The organism is bacterium, assembly GCA_035549195.1.
Taxonomy (GTDB): Bacteria; Oederibacteriota; Muellerivitia; order Muellerivitales; family Muellerivitaceae; genus DASZRK01.
In genome coordinates this window covers 1-18,147 of the sequence record DASZRK010000080.1, presented here as the reverse complement: position 1 = coordinate 18,147, position 18,147 = coordinate 1, and the positions used below count along the sequence as shown (strand labels likewise).

Here is an 18,147-nt window from a genome sequence, read left to right as displayed (position 1 = left end):
CATCGATCGTAATCGGCGTAGCGGTTCTCGGTCGGATCCAAAATTCCAGGCTTTCACTTCGCTTCTTCGAGGTTAGATCAGCGCAGGAAGGTCATTTTTTCTCGTAAAGGCTGACCTTAAAACCGCTGGGAAGCTCCTTCACCCCGACATGGGTGAATTTCAGGTCCTCATAGTATTTATTGATGCGGGGGTTCTCGGCCATGCAATCCAACCGGACGATCTTTCCCTTTTCCCGGATGTAATTACAGGCCCAGTTCAAGATGGCTTCCCCTACTCCTTTATGATGAAGGAGCGGCAGGATGGCGATGCCGTGGATATAGCCCGCCTTTCCGTCCCGGCCCGTTTCGCCCCAGCTGATGGGATCTTCCCAAAGGATGGAGACCGTCCCGACCGCCATGGCCTCCTTGAGGACCAGGAAAACCTCGCCTTGGTGCACCCGCTTGTAGACCATATCCTCGCCCTGGGCCATGAGGATGCCGGCCCATTGATAGATGCCCTTTTCCTCGAGCCAAGTGGCCGCTTCCTGCTTGATGTGCAGGACCAGGGAGCGGTCCTCGTCGGTGGCCGGGCGGATGGTCAGATCGCCCAATTGGGTATTCAGAAGGTTGGAGGGCAAGGGATCCTCGCTATCGTTTCAAGGAAGGGTTCGGCCCGACGGCCCGGGCCAGGATGGCCGCCCCAAACAGATGTGGAACGGGACCTTTTAAAGGTCGATGCTGGCTAGGATTAGACCATCTTCAGCGGAGGGTTTCAACGCAAAACCCAGCTTGGCGCTGACCCTTTGCATCCGCTGGTTTTCCGGTAAAACAAAACCCACGATGCGTTTCAGGCCTTCGGCCTTCCCCATCTCCAGCAAGGCGGACATGAGGGTGGTCCCCAACCCCTGGTTCTGCCAACGATCGCTGATGAGGATGGAGTATTCGGCTTCCTCTTTCCAGAGTTCGCGGCTTAGTCGGCCGATGCCGATGACCTCCGCCTCCCCCTCGGCGCCTTTTCGGACCGCCACCAAGGCCATCTCCCGGTCGTAATCGGTGAAACAGATCCGGGTCAGGCGTTCGTGGGCCACCCGTTGGCTGATGTGGAGCGGTTGGAAATAGCGCATGAAGACCGATGTATCGGACAAGGTTTCATGGAATTTCACCACCATGGGTTCGTCCTCGGGCCGAATGGGCCGCAAAGTGATCGGGCTCCCGTCCTTCAACTTCTTTTCCTGCACATATTGGGAGGGATAGGGCCGGATGGCGGGCCGGGGCGATTTGACCCCTTCCGCCTGGAGAATGACCCGCGCGTCCAGGGCCAAAAGGCCTTCGGGCGAGGCCAGGAGGGGGTTGATATCGATCTCCTTGATGTCGGGATTCTCCACGACCAGATAACTGAACCGCACCAGGAGCTTCTCCAGGGCTTCCAAGTCCACCGGCTTTTGGCCGCGGACCCCCTGCAGGGCACGGAAGACTTTGGTCCGTTCCATCAAGCGGTGGGCTAGGTTGGTATTGAGGGGCGGCAGGGCCAAGGCCACATCCTTCAGGACCTCCACCATCTGGCCTCCCATCCCGAACAGGATCACGGGCCCGAATTGGGGGTCGATGTGGCTTCCGAGGATGATCTCCTGGCCCATATGGCGCACCATGGGCTCCACCGACACGCCTTGGAAATGTCCCGGCCCCGCCTTTTCCGCCACCGACCTCTCGATGTCCCGGAAGGCCTTTTCCACTTCAGCCGCGTCATTGAGATTGAGCTTCACCCCGCCCACATCGGTCTTGTGGGTGACGGTCTGGGAATTCAACTTCACGACCACCGGGAACCCCAGCTCCGCCGCCATCATTCCCGCCTCTTTGGGCGTCCCCGCCACCAGGGTCCGGACCGCCGGGATGCCATAGGAGGCCAACAGGTCCTTGGATTCGCTTTCGGTCAGGAGAGCTCGGCCGGAACCCCGCACCCCTTTCAGGATCCGGGAAGTCTCCTCCTTCTGCGGCTGTTTGCCGGTGAACTCCGGCAGTTGGAGCGGGGTCTCATAAAGGCCCCTGAGGTTGTAACTGAACCGCCAAAGGTCCACGAAGGTCCGCACCGCGTCGTCCGGATACTCATAGACCGGTATCCCGGCCTGGGACAGAAGGGACGAACCCGCCAGGACCTGCTGACCGCCCATCCAGCTGGCGAAGACCGGTTTTCCCTCTATCCTCGCGAAAGGCCTGAGTTTTTCGGCGGTAGCGGTCGGGTCCGTCATGGCCTGGGGGGTGAGGATGACCAAAAGGCCGTCCGTCCCCTCGTCCTTGGCGACCACCTCGAGCGCCTTGGCGTAGCGTTCCGGCTCCGCGTCCCCCAAAAGGTCGATGGGGTTGTGGTGGCTCCAGGCGGAGGGCAGGAACTGGTTGAGGGTTTTTTCGGTGCCGGGCTGCAGGTCGGCCAATTGGCCGCCCCGCCGGATGAGGCTGTCGGTGGCCAACACGCCCGGGCCGCCGGCATTGGTCAGGATGGTCAAGCGGTTCCCCCGGGGCCGGGGCTGTTTAGAGAGGATGTCCGCTAGGTCGAAGACCTCGGCGATGGTGTCTACCCGCAGAACCCCGCAACGCTCGAAAGCCGCGTCGAGCACCTCATCGTTGCCCGCCAAAGAGCCCGTATGGGATGCCGCCGCCTGGGCCGCCGCGCCGGTGCGCCCGGCTTTGATGACCACGATGGGTTTGGTCAACACCACTTCCCGGGCGGCCGAAAGAAAGCTACGGGCGTCCCCGATGCTTTCCATATAGATGACGATGCTGGTGGTCTGGGGATCGCTCCCGAAATAATCGATGAGGTCCCCCCAACCTACGTCCAGCATGGAACCCACCGACACGAAGGCCGAAAGGCCCACCCGGCTTTTCAGGCTCCAGTCCAGGATGGCGGTCCCTAGGGCCCCGCTTTGGCTCAGGAAAGCCACCCTTCCCGGCATGGCGATCTCGTTGGCGAACGTGGAATTGAGGCCCAAGGGCGGGGTCATGACCCCCAGACAATTGGGCCCGATGATGCGGATACGGCCCTTTCGGGCGGTGGCCAGGATCTTGTCCTCCAGGGCTTGGCCCTCGGGACCCGTTTCCTTGAAACCGGCCGAGATGATGATGACCGAGGGCACCCCGGCCGAAACGCATTCCTCCACGATGGCCGGAACGGTGGGAGCCGGTGTGGCGATGACGACCAGGTCGGGCACCTCGGGCAGGGTCGATAGGGACGGATAGGTCCGCACCCCCAACAGGTGGGAATGCTTGGGATTGACCGGATAGACCACGCCGCCGAAGGGATTACGAAGGAGGTTCCAAAAGACCGAACGGCCGACGCTCCCCACCTTCTCGGTGGCCCCCACGATGGCGACACTTTTGGGCTTGAAGAGGCTGTCCAACGGGCGGGCGGAAAGACGGTAAACGTCCTGGCTTCGGTCGGCAACGGGCCTTTTGACGGATTTCAAGGGTTCCATGGCGGTGCCTCAGGATGGGAATGACCCGATTCTCGGGGCCCACTCTAAAAAAAGCAACCTCCGAAGGTCATGATCTGGGTCATAGGGGCTACGTAATAAAAGTTGTTATTTGCACTGCCGTTCTAATGAGCATGGTTCTTTAAAAATGAAAATTCACTCCGACATCTATAGGAATCAAGTTCGTGTTTCCGCTTTTCTCCAATATCAGTTGGTATTTGATAGAAAAAGAAAGACCAAGATCGGGCGACAGCGGGGCTTCCGCTCCTGCCCCGACCTCGATCAAAGGCTCCGAATCATTGGAATCGGTATGGCTAATCTGGGTAACTGGCGAATCATCAAAGGGGTCATTCGTAAGGGTCGTGGAATACGCCGACAAACTCAATCCAGCCCCCATTAGAAAAAACGGCCGGAGGCCATCGCCACCAAGACCGTATTTCACAAAAAGATCCAAATTCAAAAGACTCGTGTCCACATCGGTCCTGATGGTGCTGCTGACATCCGGCACGGCCGACTTGATGGTATATGTCTGGTAGTCACTTGAGAACCCCAATTCCCATTGGGGGGCGATCCAATATCCCAGTTCCAAGCAAGCCCCCGGCATCCAGAGCAAACCCTTGCTGGCCGTATCATCTGTTGCCCCAAGCCTTCCCATTAACCCGATCTCGAAAAGGTTTTCCGATTTCGTGCCATCGCTCTCTTTTGCAGGCATCCCCCTCTCGGGCAAAACGGGAGATGGAACCGTATCGCTCCGCAAACGTCGGACCATTTGTTGCAGCCCTTGATCTTGTGGGGCGAGGTTCAACGCGCGTTGATAACCATCCAAAGCCTCCATCTTCTTTCCCAACATGTAATCACAGTTTCCGATCCCCTGGAACGCGGCCCAGGACTTCGGATCCATTTGAGCCGCGGCTTGGTAATAGCGTTCCGCTTTCCCGTAATCCTTGGCCTGATAGAACTGATTCCCGGCCCGTAAATAGTCCTCCGCTTGTTGGGCCCAGAGCGGGACCGTCACAACCAAAAACAAAAAAGCACAAGAAATAATTTTCATAAATTTCTCCCGTAATTTCATGTTCAATTTTTTTAAAAATAAAATTTTCGTTCGGCAAATAGCACAACTAAAAAAGCGGAACAATCCGCTCGGAATCTCCTGGAAAATAGGCGATATTTGAACCCTATTTTTGATGAATGGACGCCAAGGCCAGGTTGGCCCGGCGCAAACGGTTGGAGATGGAACTGATGAGGGTGGCGAGGACGTCCACCCCGACCGCCGGATTGGACTTCAGGAACGACAGGAAATCGCTGCCGCGCATGATATGGACATCACAGTTGTCCACCGCCCGGACCGAGGCCGAATAAGGCGCCCCGTCAAAAACGCTCATTTCACCGAAAATGGAACCCCGGCCGATCTTGGAAAGGCTTTTTTTCTTCTTGCCGGCCTTACCAGTGAGCACTTCCGCCTTCCCGTTGATGAGGATATGAAGGTTCCCGCCATGCTCCCCTTCCCGGATGATCAGGTCCCCCTTGCGGTAGTTCTGGACGTAACCCAGGCGGAAAATGCGGTTCAAGGTCTGGTTGTCCAGGCCCTCGAAGAGATTGACCTCTTTGAGGAACGTGGAAACTTTGGCGTTCTTGGCGATCTTCATCGGGTCCTCCGAACGAGGGTGGGAATGGTCCAAAAGGCCCAATCATCATAACCCTGGAGCGGCGGTTCCCGGCCAGAAAATTACGCCTTAATGGATCAGGACCTTCCGAATCGTTTGCACCTTCCCGAAGTTCCCCGTGAGTTCCATCCGAAGGTAATAGAGCCCGCGGGCGGCGGGCGTTCCGGTCCGGTCCTTGAGGTCCCAACCGAAGGTCTGGTCCGAGGAAAGGTCGGACCCGCCCCAGGCGATCTTCCGGAAGGCCGTGGTGAAGACGGCCCATCGCAAATGGGAAGGACCGGGCACCGTCAGGTCCACCCAAATGGGCCCGTCATTGAATGGGATGGGGTTGGGATAGGGCAAGGAAATATCGGCGTTCCCAAAGGAAAGGGTGGGGGTCGCGGACGCGGAAGGGGAGGCGGTCGGCGAAAAAGAAGGCGTGTGGGTCCAGGAAGGGGTCAAGGTCGGCGTGGAGGTCGGAGTGGCCGTACGGGACGGGGTCGGGGTGCCCGTGGGGGTCCATGTCCGGGTGGCCGTCGGCGTGTTCGTCGCAGTGGACATAAAAGTGGCCGTGGGCGTGGCGCTGGCGGTTCGGGTCGCCGTCTTGGTGGCGGTCGGGGAAGGTGAAGCGGTCGAGGTCCCTGTCGGCGAAGCCGTGGCCGTCCAAGTCACGGTCGGAGTGCCGCTGTAAGTGGGAGTAGGCGTTGGGCTGGAGGTGGCGGTATTCGTCGCGCTGAACTGAAGGGTCGCGGTCGGGGTGGCGCTGGGCGTCCAGGTGACCGAATCCGTGGGACTGGCCGTGGGAGTGGGGGTACCCGTGCGGGTGGGTGAGGACGTCGCAGTTGAAGTGGGGGTTTGGGTCGCCGTCAAAAGGAAAGTGGCTGTTGGCGTGGAGCTCGGGGTCAGGCTGGCCGTTGCGGTGGAGCTTGAGGTCGGAGTGGAACTGGGAGTACGGGTCGGGGTCGCGGACGCGCTCGCCGTGGGCGTATCGGTCGGGGAGAACGTGGAGGTCCGACTGGGGGTCAGGGTGGCCGTCCGCGTGGCCGTCGCGGTAGGAGTGCGGGTCGCCGTGGCGCTCGGGCTGTTCGTCGGCGTGGACGTGGGAACGGCCGCCTGTAGCGTACTGGCCAGGATGAAGACCAGTGGCGCGTTCCAATTGATGGCTTCCTCGTTGGAGGCATAGGCGCCTTGTTGGTCCGTATAGCAAAGGGCGGCCTTGGTCCCCGGGGAGGTGGGTGTGATGCTGTCCCCGCCCCCTGAGTTGGGACCCCCGACCAGCATGCCCGGCCAGGGCAAGGCATTCCCGTCGGAGCCGCTGGGCCGGTGATGGGGATTCAAGGGATAGGTGGTCCCCAGCCGGGTGACGAAGGAGATCTTGTTCCCGTTGCGACCCAAGAGGTAGTGGATGTCGTCCCGGGCGGCCTGGACGTAACTGGCGGTCGGGGTCATCGCATTGGCCATCAGGAGCAGGATCCCGAAATTCGCGACCCCGCCATTGGAGCCCCAAACGTAATCGGCCGTCCGCAGGCTGACCCGATAACCGTCGGCATTCTGCCGGGTCACGATGGTATTGGCCGCGTTGATGGTATCGGTCTTGATCGTGTTCCGTGCCGTTGTATTGGCCGAGGCTTGCCCGCTGAAGTAATAGGTCCACATGGCCAATTGGTGGACGTTCGACCAGTCCTGGGGGTAGGCGTTCCCGTTGACCGTGGGGGACCAACCGGTGTAGTTGGAAGTGAAATAGGTGTTATAAGCCGCCCCGCCCGTGGTGCGGAACAGTTCCGCCGCCGCCCAAAGCCTTTCATCGGTGACGGTTCCATCCCCATAAACACCGGTGCTGATGCCGGTGGGATTAACGGTGAAGGTGACATTGGGGTTCGATTGGATCCAGCCCCAGGCGGTCACCGCCGCCTGGGAACAGGCCGCCGAAAAGGTGGCGTCGAAAGGCTGGTAGACCCGGGCGGCAATGGCCATGACCGCGGCGAAATCGGCCGTGGCGGCGGTGGTCTTATAGGGGGAGGTTCCGTTCCCGATGATGTAACGGGTCCCGGCCGAGTCCACCTCGGGCATTTCGAAAGCATCGAAGGCGGCGGTGGTCAACTTGTGCCAGACGCCCCCGTCCGTATCCTGCATGGCGAGCATCCATTCCAGGTTCCAACGGGCCTCATTGAGGATGTCCGGGGTCCCATTGCCCGATTCCGGGACCTGGAGGTTCACCGCCCCGGCCGTCGAAGCGTACCACTCGTAGGTCCAAAGGATCTCCCCGGTGGAGATACCGGAATTCACGACGTATTTCCCGTAGTCCCCCGCATCATGCCAGCCCTTGGTGGCGGACTTGGTACCGCTCTTTCCCGAGGACGTGTGATAGGTGCCGTCAGCGGTGTGGCAGGCGGCATGGGTGTAACCCGGGAAGGTCGGGGCCAGGTTCACGGCCGTCCCGCAACGTTGGCCGTAATAGAAGCGCATGGATTCGTAGAAGGCATTCGAGAAAACATTGGGGCCGATGGAAAAGCTGTAGCTTTGACCCAGTCCCGCGACTTGTAGAGAGTAGGTCCCTGTCGCGGTCACCGTGGAGAAGTCGGCGGTGCGGACGCTCAAGCCCGTATTGGTATCCGTGGACGCCGAGGAAAGGGTCCCTGTAAAGACCGTGGTGGGACCGGAAGCATCCACCACGTAGAAGGTCCCGGTGGCGGAAGCATTGGTCACCATGGCCAATTTGGTCTCATTGGTGAGATAGCCCACCTGGTCGATCTGGATATCGGCCGGGGCGGCGGCCCAGACTGAGGGAACCAGACCCACCCAAAGGATGGGGAGGGCAAGGGACAGACAACGTTTCAAGGAAGGTCTCAAGGGATCCCCGATCGTGAGTGGACGTCGTGAAGCGAACGATCGAATGAAGTTTACCATCGGTTCGGAAATAAGGACCATTGGCAAGATCGTTGGGTTGAACGGTCATCCGGAGCCTCTAAAACGCTTCCACCGAAAACCGTCACTGAAGGACCAATACCTTCTTGATGCTTACCTTCCGTCCTCCCGAACCCTCGACCACGACACGAAGGTAATAGATCCCGGAGGAGACCCGCTTCCCTTCCCGGTCCAACAGGTCCCAACGGACCTGGGCCGAATTGGAAGAGAGAGTGGAGCCGCTCCGGATCTTCCGGAAGGCCGCCGTAAAGACATCCCACTGGACTTCGACCTGGAACGGGCTGGCCACATCCACCTGGAGGGTACCGGTGCTGATCGGGTTGGAGTAAGGCTGTGATATCTGGATGGCGCTGGGTGGAAGGGGCGAGGTCGGCGTGGGCGTCCAGCTCAGGGTCGGCGTGAAAGAAAATGTGGGGGTCGGGGAATGGGTCGGGGTCCCGGTAGGGCTGGGCGTAAGGGTGAACGTGTAGGTTGTGGTCGGGGTCCCGGTCGGCGTCGAGGTGGCGACAGTCGTATCCGTCGGGGTCGAGGTGAATGTGAAGGTCACGGCCGGCGTATCGGTGATCGTGGGCGTATCGGTCAGGGTGGGGCTGTCCGTCACCGTAGGGGTGCCGGTCGGGGTATCCGTGGGTTGCCCGGTGAAAGTGGGGGTGGGCGAGTCGGTGACGGTCGGACTGTCCGTCGGGGTCCCGGTGAAGGTCGAGGTGCGGGTCGGGGTCGGAGTGGAACTGAGGGTCGGCGTTGGCGTCGGGGTCCGGGTGAAGGTCGGCGTATGGGTCACCGTGGAAGTCGGCGTGTTCGTGACCGTGCGGGTGAAGGTCAGGGTGGAGGTCGGGGTCTTGGTCGGGGTTCCGGTGGGCGTCGGGGTGGGCCCGGAAGCGCAAGGATCGGTGAAGATCCCGGTCTGGACCATCAAGGAAATGACCTTATGGGCATCCTGGTAATAGGCGGACCCCATGGAAAGCGACTTCAGGTTGGTGTATTCGCTGTCCAGCCAGCTTTGGTTGGAGGAATTCACCATGGCCCCGTCCCCCGCGGGCCCCATGAAGGCGGCGTTGTGGTTGCCGGAATTCTTGGCGCCGGAGCTGTAGCTGTAGCCATCCCCCATGGTGGAAGGCGCCGGGTCGGTCGTCTTGAAGTTGGTCACGATCTTCTGGCACTGGTCCTGGGCGGTGGTGTTGCCGTTCCATAGGTAATCCAGGGAAAGACGCCAAGGCACCCGGCAGGAGTTGTATTGGTAGTCGCCGCTGTTCCATTGGCCCGAGGACATCTTGATCTGTTCCGGGGGGAGGGCGTAATTGGAATACCAATAGGCAAGCTGGTTATAGGTGTTGGTCTTGAGGGTGGCCCAGGCGTTGTTCCCGGTGAAACACTGGAAGGTCGTGTAATAGCTCGGCGCGAAATAGCTGGGATAGGTGTAACCCGTCGAGCAATTGGTGAAGCCCGGCGCATCCCCGGGACCGGTCCCGCAGGTCCCCGTTTCATAGCTCAGGATACTGGAAAGGAAATTGGTGGCCGCGGTCCCGAAACCGTTCCCCGGCCAACGGCCATCGGCCACGATCAAGCCGAAGGCGATGTCCAGGTCCCCATCAGCGGCGCTGTTGCCCCCCAAGGTGCTCGAGCAGCTCACATGCCAATTCATGAGCCCCCGGGCATCCAGATTGGCGTTGATGAAGTTCAGCAGTTGCTGGACCACCGTCTGCCCTCCCGAAGCCGGCTCCAGGTAGGCGGCCATCAACATCCCGTAGCCCATGCCTTCCGAATAGGTCTCCGAATTACCGGGATTGATGCGCACCCGGGTCCAGTTCGAATGACCCGAACAATCATTGGCGAAATAGGTGGTTTTGAAACTTGAATAGGCCGTACCGGCATCGGTGGGGTTGTTCCCCGCCGGGAGCACGCCATAGGGATAGGCCCAAAGAGCGGGAGCCCCGAAGGAGGCGGCCAAGAACAGGGGCAAGAGTCGGAAAGTTGGAAAAGGCCGGTTTTGCATGTCGAGCATGGGTCCCTAGGCGAAGATCGAACGGAACCAGGGCGAGAGGCCCCGGGTCGCCCGGTAAAATATGGCAATATCCGTGCCTCTGGAACGAATAATAAAAAGGACAAGAAAGTTTTAAAGAAGGGTTTTCCGGGGGGAGTGAGGGAACCATCGACCGGGACGGCGAAAAGATCGGGCGGATTGTCGAGTTTCGGTCAAAAACGCCGGCCCAGCGACAAAAACCCGTCGGGGATCAATGGACCAGTACGACCTTCAAGGTCTTTTGATGGACCAACCCGCCCTGGCCATTCCGGGACTCGACCACCGCGATATAAAGGCCGCTGGCCAGGCCCTGGGCCGCCCAAGTGGTTTGGTTAGGGGTTGTATCCGGTGGCGGGACCGCCACCAATTCACCTGCCGTGGTGTAGATGCGCACCGTCAAGGTCAAGGTCTGCGCCGTCGGGTCCTCGAAAGTGAGCGTCCAGTTGTTGGCCGCGTTCAGCACATTGGGCTTGGCCAGGATATCGGCCAGGCCGTTGTCCCTGCCGCCATCCATCACCGTCAACATCTTGATCAACTCGCTCTGTCCGCCCTGCCCATCCTGGGAATGGATCTCCACGAAATACTGCCCACTGGTCACGACCGATCCATTGTCGGCCTTGCCGTCCCAGACCAGGGTAGCTCCATTGCTCAAGCTGATCTTCACCTGGCTCGGGATCCCGCCGGTCTGGGTCCCGTTGGTAGGCTCAATGAGGGTATTGGAAAGTTGGATGGCGTTCACCAGGTCCTGCCCCGGGTTGTCCGTATAGGCGTAAAGGTGGCGGATCACCTCGCCGGCCGAATTATAGATGAGCACCGTCGTGGCATAGACGGGCCGGCTGACCAGGGCCTGGACCGTCGTGGTCCGGACCACTCCCTGCTGGTCCACATTGTTGATCTTGATGTAATAGCTCCCGTTGGTCGCCAGGTTCTGCGAGTCGGTGGTCCCGTCCCAGGTCCCGATGATGGTGCCCTGGTAAAGGATGTCGATCTTGCTCCCGGGACCCGACACGGTGGTGATGGTATTGCTCGTCGAGAGGGTCACGTTCTCCACCGGTTGCGTGAATTTCGTCAGGAGAATGGTCTTCACGATCTCACCCGCCTCGTTATAGACCTGGACCTGGACGGTGTAGTCTCCCAGGACAGGCACGGAGACGCAGGCCGAGACAGGCCCGTTACCCGCCGTCATCAGGTAGGCGCAATTATCCAGCGTGATACCCGCCTTGAGGAATGAGTCCACCTGGGCCTGGTAGGTCAGGGTATAGGTCCCGGCCGCGAGCGGCGATGGCAAGGTCCAGGTCAGGAGGGTTTGGGTGACCCCGGCCGTGACCACGGTCGTCGCACCCGTGGAAGTCCCCGCCGGGGAGGCCAGGAAACCTTGGAAGGTCTCTCCAACAGGAAGGAGGTCCGTGACGGCGGCATTGAGCACTGAATTCCCGGTGACGGTCACTCCCACGGTATAGACCAACCCGTCCCCTGATTGGGCTTGGGCTTCCGAGCAGATCTTGGAAATGGCGATGGAGGTGGTCGGGGTCGAGGTCGGGGTCGAGGTCGCGGTAAAAGTCGTGGTCGGGGTCGGGGTCGAAGTGGGGGTGAAGCTGGGCGTTGCCGTCGGCGTGTAGGTCCTGGTGTTGGTCGGGGTATGGGTGAAGGTCGATGTCGCGGTATCGGTCGGGGTCGAAGTGGGAGTTGCGGTCGCGGTATTCGTCGGGGTATTGGGCAGGGTTGTGGTGGGGGTCGGGGTAGCCGTGTCGGTCGGGGTGTTTGTGGGGGTGCGTGTCGGCGTGACCGTATCGGTATCCGTCGGGGTGGAGGTGTTGGTCGCGGTCGCCGTATCCGTCGGCGTGTTGGTCGGCGTGAAAGTATTGACCGGGGTATTGGTGGGGGTCACGGTCGGGGTGTTCGTAGGGGTCTGGGTCGGGGTATTGGTGGCCGTCGGCGTGATCACGGCCGTATCAGTGGGCGTATCAGTGACCGTCGGAGTGGCTGTATGAGTGGGAGTCCGGGTCGGGGTCGCGCTCGGAGTGACCGTATTGGTGTTGGTCGGGGTGTTGGTCGGGGTCCGCGTGGGGGTCTGGGTCGGGGTGAGGGTGGGCGTCGCGGTATTGGTGTAGGTCGAAGTATTCGTAGGAGTATTGGTCGGAGTCGGGGTGATGATGGCCGTGTTCGTCGGTGTCGGTGTGATGGTAGGGGTATTGGTCAGAGTATTGGTCGGAGTCCGGGTCGGGGTATTGGTGGGGGTATTGGTCGGAGTTGGCGTGTTGGTCGGCGTATGAGTCGTGGTTCGGGTCGGGGTATTCGTCGGACTGTTGGTGGGCGTAGGTGTATAGGTAGGGGTTGGGGTGTTGGTGGGAGTAAAGGTCGGCGTCCGAGTGGGGGTGTTCGTCGGGCTGGGCGTCGGCGTCAAGGTGGGTGTATTGGTCGGCGTGTTGGTGGGAGTGCGGGTGGGCGTGATCGTCGGGGTGTTGGTCGGCGTATAGGTGGGAGTGATCGTAGGCGTATTGGTGGGGGTCGGTGTTGGCGTCGGGGTCGAACATTGGACGATGGCGGTCACCGCGTTGGAAACGACCTGACTGATCCCCTGGGCATTGATGGCCGAGGCATTGATGATGGTCTGGGCGGACGAACCCGTGCAGGTAACGGCTCCCCACCAGGTTACAGCGCCCTGGAGGTTGAAGACGGTACCCGGGAAGCTCCAAGAGAGCAGACTACCGGTCTTGTTGAAGGTCGTGCCCGCCAAGCCCGAATTGGTATGGTTCTCCCCGCCATAGGTGATCCCGGTCGGTACCGTGTCCCAAAGCTTGGCATTGATCACCGGGTCCGCCTGGGAGAATTTCAGGTTCGAATAGTAATCCGGGTGCGCCGTAGCATCCCCCTGCCACCCCTGCTGCCAAATACCCGAACAAAGGTTCGCGAAAGGTGAATTGTCGGTGTAGGTAAAGACATCGACCAAAGAAGGGTTGCCCTGGGCCCAGACATACTCCGTAATGGTCATGGTGGAACCGGTATAGGTCATGACCGCCCGGACCGTATACCACTGGCCCGCCTGGATGGTCACCGGCATGGGATAGGAGGAAGCCCCGGTCCCCGCATAGCTGGTCCCATTGTTCTTTTGGATGAAAATATAGCCGTAAGGGGCGTTATCCAGGGAAATACCCGCCATATAGGCCTGGGTGACCCCTCCGTTGACGTTATAGGCCAAGGCCATGGTTCCGTCAGCGCCATAGCTGACGCCTTGGGCGCTCACGGGGATCTCGATATCCCCTTCCACGACGTAAGAACCGGCGCATAGGTTCTCGCCCCCATTGCGGAGGTCCAAGGGGTAATTCCCGCCACTGGAATTGTAAGCCGGGTTGGCGACGAGATAGTGGTTTCCCTGGGAATCCACCGCCACCGTGAAGCCGCCCGTATCCCCATTGCTCGGGATATTCGTGTAACCGGTCCCGTCATATCCCGAGGCACTCCCCCCCGAAGCCACATTGTCATAGGAGTCGTACCACTGGAGGGAAAATCCGTTGATGCTGTAAGCGAGGCTGTAGGTAATGTTGGACCCGGCCGACGGGGAAGCATTGGACTGGGATTTGATCAATTGGAACCCGCCTCCACTGACCGTGGAGGTGGCGGTATTGGAGGTCCCCGAGACACCCTTTCCGGTCAAGGTCATCGCAGCGGTGTTGCTGATCAAGGTACCGGACGCCGCCGTAGAGCTGACCTTGGCCAGGAACCACACCTGCCCCTTGGACTCCAAAGCGCTCCCAGGAACGGTCCAACTGAGGTTAGAGCCCGGTGCGACCCCGCTATTGCTCGTGACCACCGGGGACCCGGGCCCCATCTGTACCAGGGTCACGCCCGCCGGGACCGTATCCGTGATGACACCGCCCGAGGGGGAGTTCACGAAATCATAGCTGACCGTGAAAAGAACGAGGTCGTTCGGGGAAGCACTTCCCCCCTCGGCGGTCTTGTTCAAATTGACAAGCGTGGCCGACGGAACAGGAATCGTGACGGGGATGTTTACTTCCATACCTTGTTGGGGTTGAGAACCACAAGCTTCGTAATAATTACCCCCGCCAATGATGATGTTATAGGTGCCACCGTAAGAAACGTTCGATGGCATGGTCAAATTCCAGGTTTGGGTCAACGTAACACAACTTCCTAAGGTGGAGGCATCAGAGGGAACCATGGGCCAACCGATACAATTACAAGTTCCACCCGTCGGTGGTGCCACGTGGTTCACATTCACTCCGCCAGAGTCTACTAGGAACTGTTGACCAACTGCCGGACAACCAACGATGGTGGTAGCAATATTGCTCAAAGCAACCCACCAAATGGAATTATTGTTATAGATCGGGTTGCAATAGGTAACACTCAAGGAAAAGTTCTGGCCGGGCAATGGATTGGCAGGTGAAATGCCAGTTCCAAAAATCGAGAGGGTCTGGGCTTCCGCTCCCGTGGAAAAGGCCGCCAAAAGAAAGGCCAGCATTAAGGCTTTCTTCGTTCGGTGGATCGGAAATTGGTTCCTGGAGGTTTGAACGGTCATTAGCGTCGCTTTCGGCTCGTTTGTCATGGATAACGATCGATCACCTTATTAAAACGGTGCAATTTATATACCCTAACGGTCATATTTTCCTGAAAAACACGCCGACTCTCTTCTAGGGTTTCACGAAAAACCGAAGATGACGGCTCTGAAAATGCTCATATCCGAGCATTCGTCTGTCCGTTCTTGAACATTTTCTCTGAATTTTGAACAGGAAGGAAATACCTGGAAGGCCCCTGACACCCGACAACGATCAGTTCAGGACAAGGACCTTAAAGATCTTTGTGGCTGGATTCGACCCATCGACCTGGATGCGGATGTAGTAGAGCCCATTGGAAACCGGGTTTCCCCAAAGGTCCCGTTGGTCCCATTGGAAGTTCAAGGCGCCGGAGGTTTGGAAACTCTCTGTGAATATTTTCCTGAAATTCGTGGTGAAGATGTCGACTTGGACGTTCGACGGGGCCCCCACCACCACGCAAAGATTCACAGGAGCTCCGGGCAAGGCCGGGTTGGGATAGGGACGGCAGAATTCCGGGGCAAGGACCGGGGTCGGGGTGAAAGAGGCCGTGGACGTGGCCGTGAAAGTGGCCGTAGGCGTGAACGTCGCCGTAAAGGTAGGCGTGGGGGTCGGCACGATCACCGTGACGTTGTTCCCGTTCGCGGCCACGGAGGATGCACCACCCAGATAGGTGACGGAGGCGGTGTTCGAGAGGATGGCGCCGTCCGGGGCGCTGTTCGAGACCATGACGGTATAGGAGAAGTTGTAAGTTCCCGGAGACAGGGTTCCCAGGTTCCATGTCACTTGGGACCCGGCCACCGACCCGGCCGGCCCCGAGGTGAAACTTCCGAATGAAGTGAAATTCGGCATATCGTCGGTCAGAACGACCTGTTGGGCCGAACTGGTGGAGACGGTCAAGCTCAGGGTATAGGTCAGGATCTGGCCCGGATTGATGGTGGAACTGGACGCGTTTTGGGCAAGATTGAGTACAGGCAACGGGGTCGAAGTGGAAGTGGCCGTGAATGTGGAGGTGACGGTCGGGGTAGGGGTATTGGTCCAGGTCGGGGTATTCGTAAAGGTAAAGGTGGGCGTGAAGGAGAAGGTCGAAGTACCGGTGAAGGTATGGGTGGCCGTAAAGGTCGAGGTTGGAGTGTTCGTGGAGGTAAAGGTGTTCGTTGGAGTGGCTGTCGCTGAGGGCGTCGGGGTGTTGGTGAAGGTCAGGCTATTGGTAGGGGTAAAGGTCCGGGTCGGGGTCCCGGTCGCAGTGGGCGTAATGACATCCGTATCCGTCGGGGTCTGGGTCACGGTCGGCGTAAAGGTCCGGGTCGAGGTAGGGCTGTTGGTGGTGGTCGCTGTCGGTGTGAACGTGAAGGTCGAGGTGTTCGCGGGCGTATGGGTGTTCGTGGTGGTCGCCGAGGGGGTCGGTGTGATCACGTTGGTGTTCGTCGGCGACGGCGTCACAGTGGGCGAGAAGGTACCGGTAAAAGTATAGGAAGCGGTCGCTGTCCAAGTGGCCGTGTTGGCCGTTGTGGAGGTCGGGGTAAAACTACGCGTTGAGGTAGCGCTAGGACTATTCGTGGGGGTACTGGTAAAGGAGAAAGTCACCGTAGGGGTCAGGGTCTTGGTCGGGGTCCCGGTCGCGGTCGGCGTAATGACATCGGTGTTGGTTGGAGTCATCGTCACCGTCGGGGTCAAGGTGGAGGTCCGGGTAGCCGTGGTGGTGGCCGTTTGGGTCGGCGTTGAACTCGGGCTATTGGTCTTCGTGGGAGTAGAAGTGGCCGTATTGGCGGCGGTGTTGGTCGGCGTGGCACTCGCAGTGAAGGTAAGAGTGTTGGTGATGGTACTAGTATAGGTGTTCGTCCGGGTGGCGGTCGGGCTGGACGTAGAGGTGGCTGTCGAACTATTGGTCGGGGTATTGGTGCGGGTGAAGCTATTGGTAGCGGTGGCCGTATTGGTCGGCGTGAAGGTGCTGGTATTCGCCAACGTGTTGGTCCTTGTCGCCGTGGGCGTTGACGTGGCCGTGCTCGTGGGCGTACTCGTCACCGTGAAGGTGTTCGTCGACGTGTTCGTCCGCGTCGCCGTCGACGTGGATGTACTGGTAAAGGTGTTCGTGGGCGTCGGCGTCGCCGTCGGACAGGTCCCATAGAACCCGAAGTTGTCGAAATAGACCGTCGCCGTCCCCGCCGCCGCCGTTGCGAAGACCTCGATGTCGATCTCACCCACCTTCGTCTTGTCCCAGCTCGCACCGCCCGTATTGAAGGAACTCGTCGGGATCGTGATCGTCTGCCACCCACTCGCCGCCACCGTCACCGTCACCGCCGTCGAGGCCGTCACCCCACCCGATCCGGCGCCCCCGAAATCCGCCAGGATCACCCCCAGCGTAATGGGAGCTCCCGACGCCACGTTCAGGTCGAATTGCAGATTCGTGAAATTGTTCAGGTTCACCAACCGGGGTGAAACGCTCGAATAGTTCGTCCAGTTCCAGCCGATCTCCGCGTAATACGACGAAGCCGGCCAATTGTAGGCGATGTTCATCCCCTTCGTCCCCGAATTGGCCGCGCCGGCCGTCTCGCTCAAGGTCGCGTTCCCCGTCCAGCTTCCCCCGGAAAGAAGGTTCGTCCCCGATGTCTCACCGTCGTAGTACATGTACTTGCAACCCGACAAGGGCGTATTGGTGAAGGTCGGCGTGATGGTGGGGGTTCGGGTCGGCGTATTGGTCGGGGACCCGACCGTCGGGGTGTTGGTCTTGGTCGGCGTGTTCGTGAAGGTGTTCGTCGGCCCCACCACGCAGCCCGGCAACTGGACGCTCGAGGTTCCATAGGCCACGAAGGAGGTATTACCCGCTGCCAATACCGGTGAAACGCTGTTGATCGGGCCCAGGGTCACCGAATTGTTCCGATCGTCCGTGATCTGATAATAAAGAGGAGGGCTCAAGTTCCCCCCCGCGCTGCCTCCCCAGAACTGCGGGATCGAGTCGTTCGTATCCCGCGGCACGTTGCTGAACGGTCCCGACGCGCTGTTGGCGATCCCCACGCTTTGGATCGGGAACAAATAGTCCCAGAAAATGATGGGATGCCATCCATTGGAACTGCTGTCCTTGAAGGCATAGGTGATGTTTCCCGAGGAATTGTTGAATTTGATGTTCGACGAACCCGTCAAGGGGCATTGGATGAAGTGCCACGTCACCTGGTTGGCCCCCGGGGCCGAGGGACAACCGCCCGTGTTCACCGATCCGCTACCGCCGTTCGTCGCACATCCAGGGGACCCCACCAATTCCCCATAGGAGACGGCGGAAAGATCGAGATGGTGCGTGCCCGTCCCGCAGGTCGCGCACTTGTCGACGATCATCACCGTCGTCGAATGGGAGTTGTAGTTCAGCACCGCGCAGGCGCCGCAACCCGCCCCGTTCTGCCAATCCCCCGGCTCGATGGCCGCATAGTGGGACTGGTCGTACATGTTCATGTTCACGCCGCAATTCCCCAAGGAAACGGAATTGGACGTCTGCTGGTTATAGGCCGTCGTCTGCTCCGTCACCGTGAACGACGTCTCCGACGGACAATAGCTCGTCGACGTGTAATTGATGGCGGC

General features: G+C 59.8%; 8 protein-coding genes. All 8 read right to left on the bottom strand.

What is annotated here, in order from left to right; all coding sequences use genetic code 11:
• Positions 1 to 91: 91 nt before the first annotated feature.
• The gene (locus VHE12_13930; protein ID HVZ81882.1) at positions 92 to 616 is read right to left on the bottom strand and encodes a GNAT family N-acetyltransferase; all 525 of its coding nucleotides are present in this window, start codon (positions 614 to 616) and stop codon (positions 92 to 94) included.
• Between the two features lie 87 nt (positions 617 to 703).
• Positions 704 to 3,445 carry a bifunctional acetate--CoA ligase family protein/GNAT family N-acetyltransferase gene (locus VHE12_13925; protein ID HVZ81881.1) on the bottom strand — a complete coding sequence of 914 codons (2,742 nt, stop codon included), beginning with the start codon at positions 3,443 to 3,445 and terminating at the stop codon, positions 704 to 706.
• Between the two features lie 139 nt (positions 3,446 to 3,584).
• On the bottom strand, positions 3,585 to 4,514 hold the full coding sequence (locus VHE12_13920) for an outer membrane beta-barrel protein (protein HVZ81880.1): 930 nt from the start codon (positions 4,512 to 4,514) through the stop codon (positions 3,585 to 3,587).
• 103 nt (positions 4,515 to 4,617) lie between these two features.
• Positions 4,618 to 5,088 (bottom strand): cyclic nucleotide-binding domain-containing protein, encoded by a 471-nt coding sequence (locus VHE12_13915; GenBank protein HVZ81879.1) that lies wholly within the window; start codon positions 5,086 to 5,088, stop codon positions 4,618 to 4,620.
• An 87-nt stretch (positions 5,089 to 5,175) separates the two neighbouring features.
• Complete coding sequence (locus tag VHE12_13910) at positions 5,176 to 7,923, bottom strand: glycoside hydrolase family 9 protein (protein HVZ81878.1); 2,748 nt, start codon at positions 7,921 to 7,923, stop codon at positions 5,176 to 5,178.
• A 151-nt stretch (positions 7,924 to 8,074) separates the two neighbouring features.
• A complete protein-coding gene (locus VHE12_13905; GenBank protein ID HVZ81877.1) occupies positions 8,075 to 9,970 on the bottom strand; it encodes a glycosyl hydrolase family 8 in 1,896 nt (631 codons plus the stop codon).
• Between the two features lie 271 nt (positions 9,971 to 10,241).
• Entirely contained in the window at positions 10,242 to 13,994 is a 3,753-nt protein-coding gene (locus tag VHE12_13900; protein ID HVZ81876.1) for a hypothetical protein, read from the bottom strand.
• A gap of 820 nt (positions 13,995 to 14,814) precedes the next feature.
• The coding region (locus VHE12_13895) for a hypothetical protein (GenBank protein HVZ81875.1) at positions 14,815 to 18,147 on the bottom strand (3,333 nt) is incomplete at its 5' end.